Below are 19688 nucleotides of genomic sequence, written 5' to 3'. Positions count from 1 at the left end.
TGTGCTCAACAGTGGTTGAACAAGAAATGATTAGAGAAGAGTAGATGTCCAATCAAGTAGCAAGCCAAGTTCGCATAATCGGTGGTGAACACAGGGGAAGGAGGCTTCCCTTTGCGGATCTTCCTGGTCTTAGGCCGACGGGGGACCGAGTTAGAGAGACGTTGTTCAATTGGCTGCAACCAAGAATCGTGGGATCGAGATGTCTGGATCTGTTTGCCGGAAGTGGTTCCTTGGGAATGGAAGCCGCCTCAAGAGGTGCCAGTCAGGTTGTGATGCTGGATACGGCCTCTGCGGTGGTTAGACAATTGGAGGAGAACCGGCGGAATTTAAAGTTAAATCAAGTCACTGTGGTGAGAGCTGATGCGCTTCAATGGTTGGAACAGGAGCCTGCACCCTTCGATGTGGTTTTTCTTGATCCCCCCTTCTCTGCTAATCTACTTGGTCCCCTGTGTCAGAAACTGGCTCAGGGATGGCTGGCTGCCGATGCCCGGATCTATCTTGAAGACGAGACCTCCAGGACATTACCGGTTCTACCTGAAGGTTGGCAGCTATTGAAGGAAAAGGTGGCAGGGCAAGTCCGATATGGCTTGGCCAGTGCGCCACTGCCTGGATGAGGTTTGCAGTCAGGGTTGATAGGCCCGGTTTAACTGAAACCCCATGGCTGATGTGATAATTGTCATTCAATACTCAAGCTTCTGCTACTATGATAATTCCGTTTAATTGCTAGTGAAATATGATTAAAGCCGTATACCCTGGAACTTTTGACCCCATTACCAACGGACATAGCGACCTTGTAAGAAGGGCGTCGGAACTGTTCGATCATGTCATATTGGCAGTGGCTAAAAATCCGGGGAAAAACCCCGCATTTGATCTGGAACAGCGTCTTGCCCTGGCACAAACTGTACTGGGGGGGATCGAAAATGTTGAGATTCTTGCTTTCGACACGCTGCTGGTGGATTTTGTGCATGAGTGTCAGGCAAACGTAATTCTTAGAGGGTTACGTGCTGTTTCAGACTTCGAGTATGAATTTCAATTGGCAGGTATGAATCGCCGTTTGGCACCGGATATTGAGACTTTATTTCTAACCCCGGCCGAACAATTTGCATTCATATCATCCGGATTGGTCAGAGAGATTGCCGCCTTGGGGGGCGATGTTTCTGAATTTGTGCATGCCAATGTACAAAATGCATTGAGTCAACGCTATAGCTAGCCTAAAATTCGGCGCCGTGACTCTGACAGTGTTATCTAGGACGCTGATTTGGAGTTAACAAGCCTTGGGAAATAGTCTAAACATCCGAACGAGTAGGAGAGAACCGAATGGCATTATTAATCACCGATGAATGCATCAATTGTGATGTCTGTGAACCCGAATGTCCCAATGGGGCGATCACACAGGGTGATGAAATCTATGAAATTGACGCTGACCTTTGCACGGAATGCGTAGGTCATTATGAAACCTCACAATGTGTTGAGGTCTGCCCGGTTGACTGTATTCCTAAAGATCCTGAACATGAGGAGAGTTATGAAGTACTGTATGCCAAATACCTCAAGATCACTGGCGAATCCGAATAAAACGATGGCGCTTGCCACGGGATTGTTTAAGGCTCCTTTGCGGAGCCTTTTTATTTTGCTTTTCTGTATCAATTCGGCATGGGCATTAGAAAACCCCCAAAATGCAGCGATAGCCAGTGCTCATCCTCTCGCGACCGAGGCGGGTCACAAAATCCTTCGCCTGGGTGGCAATGCCTTCGATGCTGCAGTTACAGTGAGTGCGGTGTTGGCTGTAGTCGAACCCTATAGTTCGGGGTTGGGAGGCGGGGGATTCTGGTTACTACATCGCGCAAGCGATGGTTATCAGACCATGATAGATGGTCGGGAAAAAGCGCCATTGGCGGCTCATCGTGATCTCTATCTGGATGAAACGGGTGAAATTGTCACTTCCAAATCGATCGACGGGGCACTCGCTGCAGCTATTCCTGGGGCCCCAGCAGCCCTAGCTCATCTGGCAGAGCACTATGGAAAACTGCCACTAGAAGTTTTACTTCAACCTGCCATCGATATCGCCAGAAAAGGCTTTGAAGTCGATGACTTCTATCGGCAAATGGTGAAGTGGCGTCTGCCTGTACTACAGGCCTATCCTGCCTCCTCTGCACAATTTTTGTCCCAGGGGGAGATACCACCGGCAGGTTACCTGATAAAACAGCCAGAGCTCGCAGATACCCTGCAAAGGCTTGCAGATGAAGGGAGAGATGGTTTTTACCAGGGAGCGATGGCGCGACAGCTGGTAGAGGGGGTTAAAGCGGCAGGTGGAATCTGGAGTCTGGAGGATCTGTCCCAATATCAGGTCATCGAGCGTAAACCGATCACCGGCTCATATCGGGGCTTGAAAATCACCAGTGCTGCACCACCCTCTTCAGGGGGGGTGGCGATCCTGACTATTCTCAATATTCTCGATCAGATGGACTATGCCGCCTTACCGGAGCCGCAAAAAAACCATCTGTTGATTGAGGCGATGCGACGGGCTTATCGCGATAGGGCTGAATATCTGGGAGACACTGACTTTGTTGAAGTACCGGTTGCGACCCTTACCCATCCCCTTTATGCAACGGGATTGAGTCGTGGGATTGATATGCAGCGTGCCACTCCAAGCGTCCTGGGTGAAAAAGCCGCACAGGGGGAGGGTCAGGACACTACCCATTTTTCCATTCTGGATCGGCAAGGGAATCGGGTATCGGCAACATTGAGCATTAATTACCCCTTTGGTTCCGGTGTGGTTGTTCCAGGCACAGGGGTTCTGTTGAATGATGAAATGGACGATTTCTCTGCCAGTCCGGGTGTGCCAAATGTTTATGGTCTTGTCGGCGGCGAGGCAAATGCGATCGAAGGTGGGAAGCGCATGCTCTCAAGCATGAGTCCTAGCTTCGTGGAAGATGACCAGCGAGTGGCCATTTTAGGTACGCCGGGGGGGAGTCGCATCATCACCATGGTGCTGCTTGGGATCCTGGAGATGGCAGAGGGAAAAGGGCCGGATAGCTGGGTCAAACGCCCCCGATTCCATCACCAGTATCTACCTGATCAGGTGCAGTTTGAATCGGATGCCTTCACCGAAGAGCAGCTGAAGCAATTAACTTCCATGGGCCACAGCTTTAAATCCCTGCAGAGAAAGTATGGCAATATGCAGGGGGTTATGTGGAACAAACAAACCGGTGAAGTAGAAGCAGCAAGTGATCCCAGAGGGGTGGGGATGGCGAGAATCGAGTAGATTAACGTTAAAAGTCGGTGATTATTTGCAAAAAAGTTCTAAAAGTTGGAATCTTGCCATTGAATTTGTTTAACTTTTGGATCAAGCTTCCGTGCCAGATGTTACTGCTCTTTACAGTCTGGGATTTGTAGATACTTGTTAAACGGTGGGGAGCCGGATTGCGCAATGTTCTACTCGATCGGGTACGCTCTAATCTTTGTTGGAGTAGACTAATCGGGCATTACAGGGCGAAGCCCTCGTTTTTGGGAGCATCCCAAATAGGCCGTTGATAGTTTTAACCCCAGGGTTGGGGTTTATCGCATGAGATACCTGGAAAGGGTCTATTTGGGAAACTCTGTATCGACAAAAACAGCTGGAAAGGTACGGAGCGTCTGCCACACAATGTAAAACTCACAAGAGAGATCGAGAGTAATTATGAAAACTACCATCAAAACTGCCGCTATGATTCTCAGTCTTGGTCTGTTCGCAGGTTGTGCTACCAATAGCAGCCTGGAAGCTGATGTAGCAAACGCTCAAGCTGCTGCAGACGCTGCCATGAAAGCTGCGAAAGAGGCTCAACTGGACGCTGCCACTGCTCAGGGTACAGCTGATGCTGCCATGAAAGCTGCGAATGCTGCCAAAGATACTGCCGAAGCTTGTAACGAGCGTTGCGGTCGTATGTCTGAGAAAGCGATGGCCAAGTAAAGGTATATCGTTAAGTCGGGCGTTTCTTTTTTGTAACGCATTGGCTATAGAAACCCCCGTTGGAAAATGTTTCCGCGGGGGTTTTTTATTGGAATCAATTGAGAATCAGGCCATTAGAGAAATAGTTTTTCTGATGGCAACGATTTTCAATGGCTATCCGCCACCTCGTTCCCTTGCAAAAGGTAGAGCGGCATAGGTAGACCTGTCTGCTGATCTGCATAGGTTTGCAGCTGTCTCCAGTCTGGGCGACGGTTATCTTCAGTCAGCTTACTGATTACAGCATCGATCAGTTCAGTTTGGTTGTGGCCGTTTTCCGCCACATATTCAACCAGGGGAGGGTGTACCTGTACATAGAGCTCACCCTTCAACCAGCCTGCCTTATAGGGCTTGTCAATGATTCGCACCGGAATACCGGTTTCAACTTCATCGAAGAATTGTTTGATATTTTCCGGATAGAGGCGAATACAGCCGTGGCTGACCCGCATCCCGACCCCAAAAGGCTTATTCGTACCATGCAGTAGATATCCACTCATGCCTAAATAGACAGCATGAGTGCCCAGAGGGTTGTCAGGGCCCGGAGGGACCACTTCCGGCAATGGGTTACCATCCGCTTCATGTTCTTTGAGAATCGACTCAGGAACCGTCCAGCTGGGGCCCTCCTTCTTGCCGATCACCTTCGTCACTCCAGTGGGTGTGCTCCAACCCTCTCGACCGATGCCGATTGGGTAGGTGATTACCACTGGTCTCTCTTTGGGGTAGTAGTAGAGGCGTAACTCGGCCAGATTGATAACAATACCCTCGCGTGGGCCAGGAGGGAGTATATATTGCTGAGGTACGACTATCTCACTGCCCTCACCAGGCAACCAGGCATCGACCTCTGGGTTGGCTGCAACCATTTGGCGATAGCCTATATCATAGACTCGGGCGATATCTGAGAAGGTGTCTTCATAGTGTGTGGTCAGTCTGAAGTGCCGACCCACAATATCGTCTCCCTCAGCAGGCAGGTCAAAAGTGACCGCCATTAAGGGACTGGCGAAAGAGGTCAAAAAAAATAACAGTAGAGGGAGCTTAAAATGCATAACAATCATATAGACAAAACAAACCTAATATAGATGAGTTTACCTCAGATGTCGGCACCATGGCTGAGAAATGTTGGGCACTTCAACAATTGTTTAATTATTAGACAATAAATTTACTGTCATGGTCCTTTTAAAGAATCAGGTGTCAGGGTCGATAGCAAATGTAGGGCCTTGTACTGTTTGATTTTTTTTGGCTCAACTATAAATTGCTGAAGGTCATATGCTGGAAATGACCCGCCAACCAAGCAAATAACTTACAGATGCTATTACCAGAGCCCTCGGCTGTGCATAGACTATTCCGGCAAAGTTATTGGTAGGCGCAATATTCAACCATGAGATATTCCGGATACGATGAAGAACAGGACAAGGCATGAGGCGAATAGCGCTTATTAACCAAAAAGGTGGGGTGGGCAAAACCACCATAACCACCAACCTGGGTCATGCCTTGGCGCTTGCCGGACATAGGGTCATGGTGATTGATCTCGATCCTCAAGGTCAACTGGCATCGAGCTATGGTCTGTTTCGTGCGCCGACCAAAGGGATTGACCGGGTGTTGATGAATGAACTTGATCTCTCTGCTGTCAGGCAGGGAATCCGGGATTTTCTAACCCTGATTCCAGCAGGGGAAAAACTCCAGGAGATAGAATATCTGCAGGATGGTGGGGCAACTCGGGCGCGATTACTGCGAGAGGGACTTGAGGATGTGACTGAGGATCAGGATTTTATCCTGTTTGACTGTCCCCCCTCTTCAGGTTTGCTTGTGGCAAATGCGATTTTTGCCGCTGATGAGGCGTTGATTCCAGTCAGTGCTGATCATATGTCACTGAATGGCCTGGTGATGATGCTGAAAACACTGAAAAAATTCGAGCCCTATCTGAAAAAGCCACTCACTCAATGGATTGCCTTGAATCGGTTTTTTCCACGCAGAAAACTCTGTAAAGAGATCGCAGAAAAATTACAAAACCACTTTGCTGATCAGTTACTGACAACACCTATACGTGAAGCGGCGGCGATTGCTGAATGTCCAGGGGTTGGGCGCACCATTTTTGAGTACAAGCCCTCGAGTCAATCGGCGAAAGAGTTCAAGGCTTTGGCGGATGAGCTATTGAATCGGGTTGACCACCTGCAACAGTAGCTCTGAGAGTTAGCAAATTTGCCCCAGGCCTACCAGGTTTCCCAAGCTGAATTGAAATTCATATGCACCGGCAGAGTACCCTTTATTTGTGTGGTTGATCCCCATCAATCGGGGGGAGAGGGCTTCAGCAAACGTGTTCTGTGTCGATATTAGCTAGTATGAAGCACCTCACTAGTGTTGAGAATATATAAGCCTTGATCAGGAGCACCCATGTCCATAATCAGCGAACTCTCTGACGATGAAAAAACAGTAACTCTGAAAATTGCCGGTCGATTTGATTTTTCCACACATCAAGATTTCATGCAGGCCTACAAAAGCTATCCAAAACGTGAAAAGTTATTCATAGTGGATCTGGCTCAGACTGATTATCTTGATAGTTCAGCAATGGGTATGTTGTTGCAATTGCGTGAGCACAGTGCTGCAGAAGAGAATAATGTCGTGCTGATAAACGGTAATGAAGCGGTGCGGGAGATCCTGCAGATCGCCAATTTCGGAAAGCTCTTTACCATTCAGTAAGCGCTCAATCTGAGTTAATCTTCAGGCCTGATACCTGGTAATGGTGCAAATTATCGGTACTTTCCGGTATGCTGGCACCTTTTTTTTCCAGGGGTAGCATTCATGGGTTTTAAATGCGGTATCGTGGGTTTGCCGAATGTTGGCAAGTCGACACTTTTTAACGCCTTGACCAAGGCGACGATTGCAGCGGAAAACTATCCCTTTTGCACTATCGACCCTAATGTCGGTGTGGTTCCCCTGCCTGATCCCCGACAGGATGTGATCGCTGGGATCGTAAAACCCCAATCGATCATCCCGACCAGTATGCAGTTTGTGGATATTGCCGGTCTGGTGGCCGGGGCCTCCAAAGGCGAAGGGCTGGGTAATAAGTTCCTGGCCAATATTCGCGAAACCGACGCCATTGCTCAGGTAGTGCGCTGCTTCGAAAATGATGATGTTGTGCATGTCTCCGGTCGGGTAGATCCTGCTGGTGATGTGGATGTGATCAACACCGAGTTGGCGCTGGCCGATCTGGAATCGGTGGAGAAGGGGCTGGACAAAACTGCCCGTCAAGCCAAAACCGGTGATAAGAAGATACTTGTGCGTAAAGCATTGCTGGAATCTGTGCGGGACCATTTGAATAGTGGTAAACCGGTTCGCAGTATGGATCTCAGCGAGGAGCAGGTCATTGAGTTACGGGATCTGTTTCTATTGACCATTAAGCCTGTGCTCTATGTTGCTAATGTGGATGAGGGTGGATTTGAAAATAACCCCCATCTCGATACGCTGGTGGCGCTGGCGACAGATGAGGGAGCCGAGGTTGTACCGGTCTGTGCTGCCATCGAAGCCGAAATCGTTGAGTTGGACGAGGAAGAGCGGGGTGAGTTCCTGGCAGACATGGGTCTGGAAGAACCTGGCCTGAATCGGGTTGTTCGTGCCGGCTATCAGTTATTAGGTCTGGAGACCTATTTTACCGCAGGGGAGAAAGAGGTTCGGGCCTGGACAATTCCTGCTGAAGCCACAGCACCCCAGGCTGCGGGGGTCATACATACCGATTTTGAGCGGGGATTTATCCGTGCAGAGGTCATTGCCTATGAGGATTTTGTCGCCTGTAATGGCGAGCAGGGTGCTCGGGAAGCAGGCAAATTGCGCTCTGAGGGCAAGGAGTATGTGGTCAAGGATGGGGATGTTATCCATTTCCGATTTAACGTCTGATATTGACACTTGGGTAAGGCATCAGTATATTCCTCGCCCTTCAACATAGCTTCTGGCAAGGTAGCTCAGTTGGTTAGAGCACAGCACTCATAATGCTGGGGTCGGCAGTTCGAATCTGCCCCTTGCTACCAAATCAAAAAGGCCTGACATTCGTCAGGCCTTTTTTTTCGTTTCAATAACTGCCTTGCCGTGAGCCAGCACACGACGGCTGAGTGTCGTAATACTTATGGTCTGATCAGTAAAGCCGAATTGACGATAGAACTCGGCTGCTTGAGGTATATTAAACCCGTTTTTAGCATGTTTTTTTGTGCAAGCTTGAAAGCTAGACTCCCCCCACTATTTATCAATATTCAATTAATCCACCGAATGCAGAATAGGCATGCATAGCATGGTCCATGTTGACTCTATCTCGTTCCTCTTACTGAACGAGTGGAAGCAGCTTGGCAGCATATGCGAAAAGTGAGAAATATGTTGTTGTTTAATAACTTATCCCCTCATTTGTCGGATATTCACTCTATTCACACCCAATTGGAAAAAATCAATGAGTGCGTTAAGAATTGCAGTATTTTCCACTTTTCTTCTTGCATCACCTGTTAAAGCTGATGACTGGCGAAATGACAGCAGCCCTGAAGAGCAGCTTGAGAATCTGCTCAGATTAGTGCCAGGGACATCCCACTGGATGTTTGAAATCGGTGAGCGCTACAAGAACCTCTACTGGGCTGCAAAACAGGCTAAATGGGAGTTCGCCCAGTACCAGGTTGAGGAGATTGAAAAGTTGATCAAAGTTGTGCAGCTTGCCAGACCGAAGCGTGCAGAGACGGCTGAGGAGTTTTTACAGACTGGATTGCCGGCCATTGCGGAAGGGGTGGCATCAAAAAACTGGGATAGCTTCAAGCAATCATTCACAAAGCTTAATCAGGCTTGTATGACCTGCCATGGCAAGAACGACCACGCCTTTATCTCACTACCACTGGAACCAGCAACGGCTGCCAGCCCTGTGTTAAACCTGCCTCGCCAGTAGACGTTTCTACCACTGGAGTTGCCGGTATATATGGTACGGTTGGCCTGTCCTTTTAATATCAGAATGTTAGGGTTAATAGTGTCAGAGAAAAGGGATTGAAATATGCCTTGGTGGAGAGGCTGAGTAGTAGGGCTGGGTTTTTTCTCTTTCCTCAAAAAACAAAAGGCCTGAACTAGTCAGGCCTTTTGTATATAAAGCTCAGTTTCTGTTTTACTGTTTGGCGGGGTTATCCCACGCAAGGTGGATCAAGGCACTGCGCCTGATCTCAGTGAGGCGGTCAGTGAACTCCTGAATGTTTTCATCAAGTAGTTCCGTCAGCTCCAATTTTGCAACACGTTCAATCATCAACTGATTTCTCTTATCAAACAGCTCTTGAATCAGATGCTTTTCACGAATTCTCGAAAGTGGAATTACCACATTCGTGGTTGGATCTGTAGTTCTGACTGTAAGCGATTTACGTCGTTGCAATAACTCCTGATCCAATTGAAGTATCTCGGCGTCGATGTTGTCGATGACTTCCAATTGCTCATCCAGCAAAGCAAACAGGTTATCCACCCCCTCTTCGACCCAGTTTTGAATCTCCTGGAGATGCTGGGTTTTAAGCAACTGCATAATCTGGATATTGTCGGGCATTGAGAGCAGGTGTTCGAAAACCTCCAGCCAGCCCTCTTCACGATAGTTGAACATCTTATGCATGTAGTGGAGAAGCAGGCCGACAGATTCACTGTAGTCGTAGCTGGTAAAGTTCTGACTGACGGAATTAAGAATATCGGCGAAGTTGACCGCAGTACTGGTGAAGGCTTTGTTGTCCTCAAGGCGTAAGCCGTGAGAATAGATCTTATTCAGGCGCTTGAGCATGCGGCCATAACCATCTGCTCTGATCTGGCTTTTGTTGGAGCGGATAAATCCTGAGACCTCGTTGAGCATTTCACGCAACTGCTCGATATCAACCACACCATCCTCTTGAGTAAGAGTTTCCTCAAGATAGTCAAAGTACTGTTTGATAATTTTGCAGGATTCATCCTGCGCTAGGATGGGTAGCTGCTCAACATTACCGATCCTGAAAGGGATGACCCGATCAGTGGTAGGTTGTGTTGATGTCTGGTTTTTCATCCAATTGTCCGTTTGCGAGCCGAGATTAGCAAAAAAACTTCACTACACGAGACACTATATTAATATTTACTTATATGGTCAAGTGTTTTTGACCATATAGGGTATGATATTGTTCATTCGCCAGCACTCAGTGGGTTTAGCGGCTATCGACCCATATACTTTAGCCGGAATTCGACTGTTTGTGAGCCTAACCTAATGATAACATTAGATTAAAGCGTTTTTTTGTAATAAATCATAAAATTTGTGGTTTTCGGTAATTCTGAGGGGGAATAATGACTCAAAGGGGTAACTATGAATAGTGCGAATACAGCTTGGATTATGACATCCACGGCTTTGGTTTTATTTATGACCCTACCAGGATTGGCCATGTTTTATGGCGGTCTGGTAAGGACAAAGAACGTTCTTTCCGTGTTGATGCAATGTTTTGCCATTGCCGGCATGGTATCAATTTTATGGCTTATCGCTGGTTACAGTCTTGCTTTTGGTGAGGGAAATGCCTGGATAGGGGACCTGAGCCGGGTGCTGATGTCAGGTGTTGGCAAGGATACCTTGTCAGGGGATATCCCTGAATCACTGTTTATGCTGTTTCAGATGACATTTGCGATCATCACCCCGGCGCTGATCGTTGGTGGATTTGCCGAGCGTATGAAGTTTTCCGCGATGCTGCTGTTCAGTGCGATCTGGTTGTTTTTAGTCTACGTGCCGATAACCCATTGGGTATGGGGCGGTGGCTGGTTGGGTAGTATGGGGTTGTATGACTTTGCCGGCGGGACTGTAGTTCATATCACTGCAGGTGTCGCAGCATTGGTAGCGGCTTTGGTCATGGGCCCCAGAAGGGGATTTGGCACCGCATCTATGATGCCCCACAACATGACCATGACAATCACCGGTGCAGGGATGTTGTGGGTTGGTTGGTTTGGCTTCAACGGCGGTAGTGCACTCGCTGCCGATGGGAGCGCATCCATGGCTATGCTGGTGACCCATATTTCTGCTGCTACCGGGGCGATGACCTGGCTGGTTCGTGAATGGATCAAATTTGGAAAACCCAGTGCTCTTGGTGCAGTAACCGGCATGGTTGCAGGCTTAGGTACCATTACCCCTGCTTCGGGTTTTGTTGGTCCTGCCGGTGCGCTGGTGATCGGTCTTTTGGCGGGCATCATCTGTTTTTCCGCAACCAATTATCTTAAACAGATCTTGAAAATCGACGACTCTCTCGATGTTTTTCCGGTTCATGGTGTCGGCGGCATTTTGGGAACTCTGCTTGCCGGGGTTTTCTGTTCAACCTCCTTGGGTGTTTTTTCAGGTTATGGCTTTGCAGATGGCATAGAGTCCATGGGCGCTCAGCTCTGGGTTCAATTAGTCGGTGTGTTGGCGACGATTGTATTTACTGCGGTGGTAACCTTCGGCATCCTCAAGCTGGTAGATATGCTGGTTGGCCTGAGAGTCAACAAGGAAGAGGAGATCGAGGGACTCGATATTGTTCTGCATGACGAGCGTGGTTACAACGAACTCAACTGACTTTAGATAAGGGGACTCTAACCCGCTTCGCCAATCAGGCGGAGCGGATATCCCCCGCACAGGTTGTGTGAGGAGGAGATCGGCTCGCAACAGATGCTGAGGTGTTGCTTAGGCTTTTCGGTAGCTCGCTAAGGCGCTGTCTGTTTCATGGAGAGAGACTTCAACTACGGGAAAGCCGCCGGCTTCAACATAGTCAAAGATCAAACGTGCGATATTTTCCGCAGTCGGGTTTACCGGCATGACATAGACTGGTTCACCCGCTTCCTGTAACAGAGGTAATACCGGATCCTCAGAGTGCAACAACATGTTGTGATCCAGATGTTGATTGATCCACCGCTTGACGTAGTCACCAATCTCCGAAAAATCACAGACCATCCCAAGCTCATCGAGCTGTTTCGATTCCAGGTGAATCACTGCAGTGGCATTATGGCCATGTAGATGACGGCATTTTCCCTTGTGATTCAATAGCCTATGGCCGTAGCAAAAATGGATCTCTTTGGTAACCGTATACATTGTCTGGGTGTCATAGATTTGATCGATCGGCAAGTATACGGGGTGGTGATTGGGTTCGCCAGTAGAGGGATTGTTCGAGCGGCTAAATAGGAGGAATAAAGGATTTAACTGCTGTGCCGTTAATTTAAAAAAGCAGTTATATGTCGGGTTGATATGAGTGATTCAGAAAATTTTGAGTTTTTAGATGCTGCTAGGGACGCTGTGGCACAACTGAAGAAGTTGTCTCGTGATTTCCCTCACCTGGCAACACAACCGGTTCGACACGCTATTGAAAACTGGAATGAGGATCTTTTTCGTCGAGGAGAGCTCATCTGGGAAGAGTATCAGCGTGTCATGGCAGAGAAGAGTGCCGTGGAGATGCGCGTCTTAGAGCTGATTGAAACACATCTTCTTGACGATACGATTGATATTATTACCAGTGAATTCGGTAAGGATTTCAGCTACTACGATCTTATCGATATTGCAGGTAGGGATCGCTATGTCGATGCGCTAACCCGGGAAGCCGCCGAATTGAAAATCAACGCCATCTCACCAGAACAGACTGCAGATCTTTGGAATGGCAGTGGAAGGCCTACACTTGGCGGTGATCGCTGGAATGCAACTGCTGTGTCGGTGCTGGTCGGGTAGATTGAGGGTTACACAGCTGATAAAAAGCATCCAGTGTAGAGGTGGCTTGAGTCAACCAGATAGCGGCCATGGAATTCAAATTCTCTGGGGAACGGGATAGCACACGATTTCGTGGGTATAAATTTAAAGCGCTTATTCTCGGTGTCGATTTCAAGAGAGACTGACTGAAATCCCAAGTGCTGGCCAAGCATCGGGTGGTAACATTTGTAGATACTCTCCTTGGCGCTGAAAATCAGCCTCTCCGGCAGTATCTCGACAGATTTCATGGTTAGGCTATCTTCTGCGGTATGAATATACTGATCGACCCCTTTTGGTAGTGGCTCTAAAGGTTCTACGTCGACTCCGAGGCCAAACATATCCTCTGATTTTGCACAAACAGCTACACAGGCATCACGACAGTGGCTGATACTACCCAGGTAACCTGGAGGCCATATCGGTTGTCGGCTCTTCTCCCGAAGTAGTGGAAGCCATGGCGCATTCAATTGCTCCAGCGCCTGATGAGCTGAATGACGTCCGGCACGAAACTCCTTTTGCCGTTTCTCAACCGCGCCTTCGATTAAGGCCTCCTCTTCTTTGCACAAAGGGGTGTTCCACATCGACGCTTCAGCCTTGACGATAATGGCATTGGGTGGGAACAGCTGTGCAAGATCATCGGTCATGAGAATATCCGGTCTAACCTGTCAGAGTGGTGGATTGTAGCAGTCATCACTATTTTCCATATACCCTTTTCAGAATCGTCAATTAGTATGACGCACCACACTAGCACAGACCATTTACAGAGAATTTATAACTCCCCTTGACCTGAAGCTTCTATCCATGCAATGCTGAGTTCATGATTCAGATCAAACCGACCAACAAGATGGTGACCATGCGCCGACTGTTCCTCTGGGCAGCAGGCGTACCATCTGTGGTTCGAAGATCAGGTTAAACGACAGTTTTTATACCAGGATTTTTTAAAAGGCCGCAGATGGAAACATCTGCGGCCTTTTTCGTTATGGAGGGAAATATCATGTCTGTACCAGCCGCCTATGTTGGGGTGTTGCTGATCTGGGGAACTACACCTTTGGCCATTCAATGGAGTGGTCAAGATGTGGGATATCTGTTTGGCGTCACTGGGCGTATGTTAATCGGTGTGACTGTGGCGTTGTTGGTTTTGCGTCTGTTTGGACTGAGTCTGGTTTGGCATAAACAGGCTCGACGCACCTATCTGGCAGCTGGTTTGGGTATATTTGTGGCGATGACTTCTGTCTATTGGTCTGCTCAGTTTATACCTTCCGGATGGATCTCTGTGATATTTGGTTTATCGCCGATCTTTACAGGATTGATGGCCCGTATATGGTTGAAGGAACAAGGTTTGAACTCGTCAAGACTGATTGCAGTGTTGGTCTCTCTGGTTGGCTTAGTGACAATTTTCACTGTCGGTATGGAAGCTGGTGTTGATTTTGTGTTTGGTCTGGCTGGTATGTTGATATCAGTCACAACCCACTCTGCAAGTGCAGTTTGGGTGAAACGGATAGATGCTCAGTTGCATGGCTTGGTGGTAACCACGGGTGGTTTGCTGGTGGCGGTACCACTATTTCTTCTGAGCTGGTTCCTGCAGGGGGAGAGCTGGCCTCAGGAGATCAGCGACAGAACCTTGTTATCGATTATCTATCTTGGGGTTATCGGTTCTGTGCTTGGGTTTGCACTCTATTTTTATATCCTGCGATATGTAGAGACCACCAAAGTGGCCTTAATTACACTGGTGACTCCGGTAATGGCGCTGTTGGCTGGCCACTGGCTTAATTCAGAACATATCGATGAACGTGTCTGGTTTGGAACCGGAATGATTCTGTTGGGGTTGTTGCTGTTTGAACTGGGTGGAAAACTCTCTGCTCAGTTTCGGTTCAACAGGGCAAGAGAGAGTGAAGGCCAGTAGGTGATGATCAATACCGCGCCAAACAGGAGTAGAAACCAGGGAAGGGTGGCGCGGTATATTTCAGTGATCGGCTTACCAAAGCGGTAGCTGGCGATGAACAGGTTCATTCCCACTGGTGGTGTGAAATAGCCAATCTGCATATTGGCCAGAAAAATAATGCCCAAATGTACTGGGTCAATACCATACTCTATAGCAACTGGCAGCAGCAGTGGCACCATCAGCACCAATGCAGAGAAGATATCCAGCATGGTGCCGAGTATCAAGAGAAAGATATTCAGCAATATAAGGAAGGTGAGTGGGTCATCTACACGCTCGTGCAACCAGCTGAATAACATTCCCGGTACATCACTATCGATCATGTAGTTGGTGGAGGCCAGAGAGAGACCGAGGATGACCAGTATGCCTCCGACCAATAGCATAGCTTCATGCATGATACGGGGGAGCTGTTTAAAAGGTATTTCTCTATGTATGAAGAGTTCCACGAACAATACATAGACCGCAGTGACTGCAGCGGCTTCTGAGATGGCAAAGTATCCACTGTAGATGCCACCCAGTAGTATGACCGGAAGCGGCAGTTCCCAAATAGCATCCCTTAAAGCAGATTTCGCTTCGCTGTAAGAGAAAGGGATGAGTTGTAAATGACGGCCGGAAAAGAGTCCCCAGGCCATCAGTATGAACAACATCAACAGACCAGGAAGAATGCCTGCTAAAAACATATCATCAACTGTAATAGAGCCGCCAATACCCAGCTGTTGTGCAACTACCGCATAAAGTATCAAGGGTAGTGCCGGTGCGAACAGAAGACCCAGACTGCCTGAAGTTGTTACTAATCCAAGACTGAAGTTTTTTCGATAGCCAGCTTCTTTTAGTGCGGGGTAGAGTAAGGCGCCAAGCGCTACGATTGTTACCCCGGAGGCTCCGGTAAATGCAGTAAACAGTGCGCATGCAATAAGTGCAACAAAGGCCATGCCACCTGGCATCCAACCGAGCAGGGCCTGGGTCAACCTTACCAGGCGACGAGGTGCATTGCCTTCACTCAGGAGATATCCTGAAAAGGTAAAAAGAGGGATCGCAAGTAATACCGGGGTTTCGGCCAATCTGAAAAATTCGATTGCCACTACAGAGAGATCAATCTCGGATTGGTAGAAGCCCCAGAGCGCTCCTGCACCAATTACTGCAAACAGTGGCGCACCGCTTAATGCCAGTAGTATCAGTCCAATTGTGACAATCATGCCGGTTTCTTGTCCATGAACTGAAGCGGGATGTTGATGGCGAATCGCAAACACATGGTGCTGAAGCCGATAGGTATGATTATTTCACCCACCCAGGCGGGTAGACTAGAAAATAGTTTCGCCCCATCCTGCCATTCTATGTAGACAAAACGTGTAGAGTGCCAGGCGATGACTCCGCAGATTAAGGCGCTGAAGAGATTATGTATGACTGAAAGCCGCGCCTTGTTGCGATTTGAAAGATAGTTAGAGAGTAGATCAATACGAATGTGCCTGTTTTCACGGGTAGCAGCGATAGCCCCTAATAATGCGACCCAAAGTACCATGATACGTAAGCTGGGGTCTGCCCAGATCAGTCCGGAATCAAACAGGTTTCGTAAAAAAATCTGGCTACCTGCCAACAGAATCATGCCGCCCAGCAAGAGTGCTGTGAGCAGTTCTTCGAACAGGAGAATATTACGTCGAATGGATTGCAGTGTGATGGCCATGAGGATCAATTATAACCGTATATCATTACAGTATATATATATGGGTTCGATCTCTTGTTTATACTCGATGGGTGAATAGTAATCTAAAAAACGGATTACTTTGCTGCAGATGATCGCCCATGAGTTGTTAAGAGTTACCTATGGCACTGAATGGATTCAACGGATATGTACTGTAAGCCATATGCAATGGGGTTGGTGACTGGTGGTTAAAACACGATGCGGGGTATTGGCTGGAATCAGTTCGCAATCACCACGATGCAGGTTGAGGAGCGCGCCGTTCATCTCGAGTTTTGCACTGCCCTGGAGGATGGTTATCCATTCATCATGAGACTGTTGGGTGATTTCGGTGATGGTGTCGGGCGGGCTTAAGATGCGTTCAATAGTGATATTCTTCTGTTGCAACAAGGTTTCCAGCGTTTCGTTTTCTCCATCAGCTATATCTGGTTTAAACAGATTCTTATCTGACATGGCTTGCTTTACCTGTGTTGTGTGTTGATCGCTTGGGGAATGTATTTTACTAACCTGGCCATTGTCGGCGAGCCGCGCCTTGATCTGAGCCACGCTTGTAGCCCTGAGTGTATTAATATCTATGGCCTGGTTAGTAAGCATAGGGGCATCTTCAATGTTCCTTAACCTGATTGTTTGAACATAGATTGCCGGACAGGCCTCCACTATCGCACGAATTGGTGTTCAATTGTAGATGGTTAGAAATAATCCCTAGTGTACCTCGTCATAGATTCTGTACCATTCAGCGAGTCTGGAAGGGGTTAGCCAAAAGGCATGCCTCGCAGGGAATGGCCCCTCCCTGACGAGGTACACTAGTGAACACTATTTGAAGTCCGTTGCAGATTGATCAGATTCTGCATCTCATCAAGCAGCTCGGTGGTGACAATACCATCTTTTTGCATCGTCTTCAGGGTTGAGTTTGCATGTATTTCCCAAGCCTCTTGCTGTTGTGTAGAGGGGCTTACGAACTCTATCCCCTGCTTTTTGAGTGCGGATAATGCGGCAATATTATCGGCACGGTTTTGTCTGTTCAGATTGACAAAGGTTGAACTCAAAGTCTGTTTGACCAACTCCTGGTCAGCAGCGCTGAGTTTACTGAAAGCCTTCTCTTTGATGACAAGAGTGGCATATAGATAGGCAAGAGGCACCTGAGTCAGGTAATTCACCCTGGTGTGCCATTGTAAGGCGATGGCGCCTATTGGTGCGCTGGCAATGGTGTCTATCAACCCAGTCTGTAATCCGGTGAGGACATCTGTCAGGGGCAGAGGAATGGGGGATATGCCCAGTTGACCAAAGATTTTTGCATTGACCTGGTCTCCTTCCGGGATCCAGATTTTCAAACCCTTCATATTGTCTGTGGTCTTGACTGGAGAGTTTGAAAGTAAGTATGCAAAGCCTCCCTCGCTGAGACCGAAACTTATGAAGCCCTCTTTTTTCAATCCATCAATAATCTGCTTGTCCATGACCTGGCGAACGGCATCCACTTCTTCCAGGTTTCGAAATTGAAAGGGGAGTGTATAGATCTGGGCATCAGGGTAAATTGTGCTCAATCCACCACCAGTTATTGCGCCACCTTGCAACTGTCCGACGCGTATTTTTCGTAACACGCTGTTGTCATTGCCCATGACGCCACCTGGGTAGAAGCGGATCTTCACCCGACCTTCTGTCTTTTCATGAATCTGCTTGGCAGCCGAGCGCATCTGCTTCATCCAACTGGTACCGTCTGGTGCCAGAGTGGCAATTTTCAAGGTGGTTTTCGCATAACCCACGGGCGTAAGCAGAAGTGTCATGACTAAAACAGCCAACAAACGGAACATGTTATCTAATCCTCGATGGTGGTATGTAGACCTGTGTGGTGTGCCATCTGAACGTTGCACCACACCAGGTGATCCAAATTACTCTAGAGTTAATACGTTTGATTGAATCAATCGGACGCAATAATTGCATATCTACGGAAATTACATGGGCGGGGCTCAGTACCCAGCAATTTATCCCTCGGATAGCAAATCGGGTGGTTGATACGATTTTGGGGGGTAATGGCAGTTTTCCGGTAGAAGTCGGTTAGTTCCCGCTAACCTATTATAAAAACTCAGTTGTTACAAGTGGTTGCGGTTTGGTTAATATTAAAAATAGTCATCCTGTATCAATAATTTAGCTTGCTGTTGGGCAATGATGTTGCTGAGGGTAAAGCCCTCAGTTACTGGATCGGCCTGCAACACTTCATTCAGTAGCCTATCGTGTAGTGTTTTATCAAAAACCAGGCGTGCATAGTGTCGAGCGTATTCCAGTTTGGCCATCAGATCCCGGTTATCTGAATAGTTGATGGCAGACTCAAAATGTTGTTTTCCGAGTTCAGGTTTGCCACCCAGTGCTGGGGGTATCTGGCTGCGAATCACAGCTAAGTAGAGCTGTGCACGGCCTTTCTCATAGCCAGGATCCTGGTTGACTACCTGGAGCAGCAGTGCTTCAGCTTTAGCCAGGTCTGCAACTGCATTCCAATCGTCACTGTGAGCCTGAATCCATCCTGCCCAGCTGGAACCATAGATGTAGAGACCGCTGAGTTCCTGATCTTTTGCCTGTTCCAGAGCTGCGGAAAACTGTTCAAAAGGCTGGTCTGCTTTTTCACAAATGGCTTGCTGCTCCTGGCAGTAGGCCTGGGTTGCATAGTCCATGGCTTTTTGGGTGAGATTTTTGCGGCGCTCCGGGTCGCTGACCAGCCCCCCCGCATAGGCCCCATACAGTTTAGCTCCGGCATAGAGTAGATCACGGTCATCGGGACTCTCAGCAATAAATGAATCGATTAATAAGAGATAGGCAGGAGCGCCATAGCGGACGATTTCCGGGTCCGTCTGGTTAAGCATGGCGTTGGACAGGTTGGCAGCCAGTCTGCTGGTTGAGAGTGAAGAGCAACCACTATCAAATAGGAGTGCTGCGCCACAAAACAGTGAGATGATAAAAAGGCGATGATAGTTGTTATTCATCCGCCAATTGTGACAGGTTTCAGCGATGTTTTCTGCCGACTTGTTCCATATGATGTAGCCAGCTGGAGAACAGGTTGCCAACAGAACCACTACCCGATCGGCGGCCTTTGAATGTATGGAAACAGCCTTCATCCTCATCATCTAAGCGGGCAGCTCCGATGTTGAGACAGAGATAGATAACAAACAGGTCGAGTATCAGCAGCGCAACTACGATTGGCACATGGATAACCGCATCGGTTTTCATCCAGCTGATGAGGTCTGCATAGTTACTGATCACCAGATAGAGGGTGCCGAACAGAAGTGCTACCGCCAGCAGGGAAAAAAAATCAGCAAAATACTCATTTTTTCGGGAGTACCCTTTCAGGCTTTTACAGAAAGACATGGGTTAATCCCCCGCTATTTGT

22 protein-coding genes and 1 tRNA gene are annotated in these 19688 nt (G+C 48.2%); 13 read left to right on the top strand and 10 right to left on the bottom strand.

What is annotated here, in order from left to right:
* Positions 1–44: 44 nt before the first annotated feature.
* From rsmD to AC4IE7_RS14405, 5 genes are all read left to right on the top strand, one after another.
* Complete coding sequence (rsmD, locus tag AC4IE7_RS14425; protein ID WP_490777549.1) at positions 45–614, top strand: 16S rRNA (guanine(966)-N(2))-methyltransferase RsmD; 570 nt, start codon at positions 45–47, stop codon at positions 612–614.
* Positions 615–733: 119 nt separating this feature from the next.
* Entirely contained in the window at positions 734–1210 is a 477-nt protein-coding gene (gene coaD / locus AC4IE7_RS14420) for a pantetheine-phosphate adenylyltransferase (protein WP_490777548.1), read from the top strand.
* Positions 1211–1317: 107 nt separating this feature from the next.
* Complete coding sequence (locus tag AC4IE7_RS14415; protein ID WP_490777547.1) at positions 1318–1572, top strand: YfhL family 4Fe-4S dicluster ferredoxin; 255 nt, start codon at positions 1318–1320, stop codon at positions 1570–1572.
* A 4-nt stretch (positions 1573–1576) separates the two neighbouring features.
* A complete protein-coding gene (gene ggt / locus AC4IE7_RS14410) occupies positions 1577–3262 on the top strand; it encodes a gamma-glutamyltransferase (protein ID WP_490777573.1) in 1686 nt (561 codons plus the stop codon).
* Between the two features lie 414 nt (positions 3263–3676).
* Positions 3677–3946, top strand: a complete 270-nt coding sequence (locus AC4IE7_RS14405) for an Lpp/OprI family alanine-zipper lipoprotein (RefSeq protein ID WP_490777546.1) — start codon at positions 3677–3679, stop codon at positions 3944–3946.
* Positions 3947–4092: 146 nt separating this feature from the next.
* On the opposite strand, the gene AC4IE7_RS14400 is transcribed toward AC4IE7_RS14405, so the two are convergent.
* Positions 4093–4968 carry a L,D-transpeptidase family protein gene (locus AC4IE7_RS14400; RefSeq protein WP_490777545.1) on the bottom strand — a complete coding sequence of 292 codons (876 nt, stop codon included), beginning with the start codon at positions 4966–4968 and terminating at the stop codon, positions 4093–4095.
* Between the two features lie 427 nt (positions 4969–5395).
* On the opposite strand from AC4IE7_RS14400, the gene AC4IE7_RS14395 reads away from it, so the two are divergent.
* The 5 genes from AC4IE7_RS14395 to AC4IE7_RS14375 all read left to right on the top strand — a co-directional run bounded on the left by AC4IE7_RS14395 (position 5396) and on the right by AC4IE7_RS14375 (position 8891).
* The gene (locus tag AC4IE7_RS14395; RefSeq protein WP_490777544.1) at positions 5396–6160 is read left to right on the top strand and encodes a ParA family protein; all 765 of its coding nucleotides are present in this window, start codon (positions 5396–5398) and stop codon (positions 6158–6160) included.
* 210 nt (positions 6161–6370) lie between these two features.
* Complete coding sequence (locus AC4IE7_RS14390) at positions 6371–6676, top strand: STAS domain-containing protein (protein WP_490777543.1); 306 nt, start codon at positions 6371–6373, stop codon at positions 6674–6676.
* Positions 6677–6778: 102 nt separating this feature from the next.
* Positions 6779–7870, top strand: a complete 1092-nt coding sequence (ychF, locus tag AC4IE7_RS14385) for a redox-regulated ATPase YchF (RefSeq protein ID WP_490777542.1) — start codon at positions 6779–6781, stop codon at positions 7868–7870.
* 54 nt (positions 7871–7924) lie between these two features.
* Positions 7925–8001: transfer RNA gene (locus AC4IE7_RS14380), tRNA-Met, on the top strand.
* Between the two features lie 410 nt (positions 8002–8411).
* A complete protein-coding gene (locus AC4IE7_RS14375; protein WP_490777541.1) occupies positions 8412–8891 on the top strand; it encodes a hypothetical protein in 480 nt (159 codons plus the stop codon).
* A gap of 210 nt (positions 8892–9101) precedes the next feature.
* Here AC4IE7_RS14375 and AC4IE7_RS14370 read toward each other — a convergent pair whose 3' ends face one another.
* Complete coding sequence (locus AC4IE7_RS14370) at positions 9102–10004, bottom strand: hypothetical protein (protein ID WP_490777540.1); 903 nt, start codon at positions 10002–10004, stop codon at positions 9102–9104.
* Between the two features lie 291 nt (positions 10005–10295).
* On the opposite strand from AC4IE7_RS14370, the gene AC4IE7_RS14365 reads away from it, so the two are divergent.
* Complete coding sequence (locus tag AC4IE7_RS14365; RefSeq protein WP_490777539.1) at positions 10296–11522, top strand: ammonium transporter; 1227 nt, start codon at positions 10296–10298, stop codon at positions 11520–11522.
* A 108-nt stretch (positions 11523–11630) separates the two neighbouring features.
* On the opposite strand, the gene AC4IE7_RS14360 is transcribed toward AC4IE7_RS14365, so the two are convergent.
* Entirely contained in the window at positions 11631–12035 is a 405-nt protein-coding gene (locus AC4IE7_RS14360) for a 6-pyruvoyl trahydropterin synthase family protein (RefSeq protein ID WP_490777538.1), read from the bottom strand.
* A gap of 153 nt (positions 12036–12188) precedes the next feature.
* Here AC4IE7_RS14360 and AC4IE7_RS14355 point away from each other — a divergent pair, with 153 nt between their 5' ends.
* Complete coding sequence (locus AC4IE7_RS14355) at positions 12189–12662, top strand: hypothetical protein (protein ID WP_490777537.1); 474 nt, start codon at positions 12189–12191, stop codon at positions 12660–12662.
* 8 nt (positions 12663–12670) lie between these two features.
* Here AC4IE7_RS14355 and AC4IE7_RS14350 read toward each other — a convergent pair whose 3' ends face one another.
* Positions 12671–13321 carry a 4'-phosphopantetheinyl transferase family protein gene (locus tag AC4IE7_RS14350; protein ID WP_490777536.1) on the bottom strand — a complete coding sequence of 217 codons (651 nt, stop codon included), beginning with the start codon at positions 13319–13321 and terminating at the stop codon, positions 12671–12673.
* Positions 13322–13671: 350 nt separating this feature from the next.
* Between AC4IE7_RS14350 and AC4IE7_RS14345 the strand changes: the two genes are divergently transcribed.
* Positions 13672–14580, top strand: coding sequence for a DMT family transporter (locus AC4IE7_RS14345; protein ID WP_490777535.1), 909 nt, complete (start codon positions 13672–13674; stop codon positions 14578–14580).
* Here the strand turns inward: AC4IE7_RS14345 and AC4IE7_RS14340 are convergent.
* From AC4IE7_RS14340 to AC4IE7_RS14315, 6 genes are all read right to left on the bottom strand, one after another.
* A complete protein-coding gene (locus AC4IE7_RS14340) occupies positions 14538–15812 on the bottom strand; it encodes a TRAP transporter large permease (protein WP_490777534.1) in 1275 nt (424 codons plus the stop codon). The two genes, AC4IE7_RS14345 and AC4IE7_RS14340, sit on opposite strands and share 43 nt — an antisense overlap.
* Positions 15809–16297, bottom strand: a complete 489-nt coding sequence (locus AC4IE7_RS14335) for a TRAP transporter small permease (RefSeq protein WP_490777533.1) — start codon at positions 16295–16297, stop codon at positions 15809–15811. The genes AC4IE7_RS14340 and AC4IE7_RS14335 overlap by 4 nt, the downstream gene beginning before the upstream one ends.
* A gap of 156 nt (positions 16298–16453) precedes the next feature.
* The gene (locus tag AC4IE7_RS14330) at positions 16454–16906 is read right to left on the bottom strand and encodes a cupin domain-containing protein (RefSeq protein ID WP_490777532.1); all 453 of its coding nucleotides are present in this window, start codon (positions 16904–16906) and stop codon (positions 16454–16456) included.
* 209 nt (positions 16907–17115) lie between these two features.
* Positions 17116–18120, bottom strand: a complete 1005-nt coding sequence (locus AC4IE7_RS14325) for a TRAP transporter substrate-binding protein (RefSeq protein ID WP_490777531.1) — start codon at positions 18118–18120, stop codon at positions 17116–17118.
* A gap of 306 nt (positions 18121–18426) precedes the next feature.
* Positions 18427–19284 (bottom strand): TRAP transporter TatT component family protein, encoded by an 858-nt coding sequence (locus AC4IE7_RS14320; protein ID WP_490777530.1) that lies wholly within the window; start codon positions 19282–19284, stop codon positions 18427–18429.
* 19 nt (positions 19285–19303) lie between these two features.
* Positions 19304–19666, bottom strand: coding sequence for a cell division protein BolA (locus AC4IE7_RS14315; RefSeq protein ID WP_490777529.1), 363 nt, complete (start codon positions 19664–19666; stop codon positions 19304–19306).
* Between the last annotated feature and the right edge of the window lie 22 nt (positions 19667–19688).

The organism is Candidatus Thiodiazotropha sp. AKAK3, from assembly GCF_058244645.1.
This window is presented reverse-complemented; position numbering and strand designations above follow the sequence as displayed.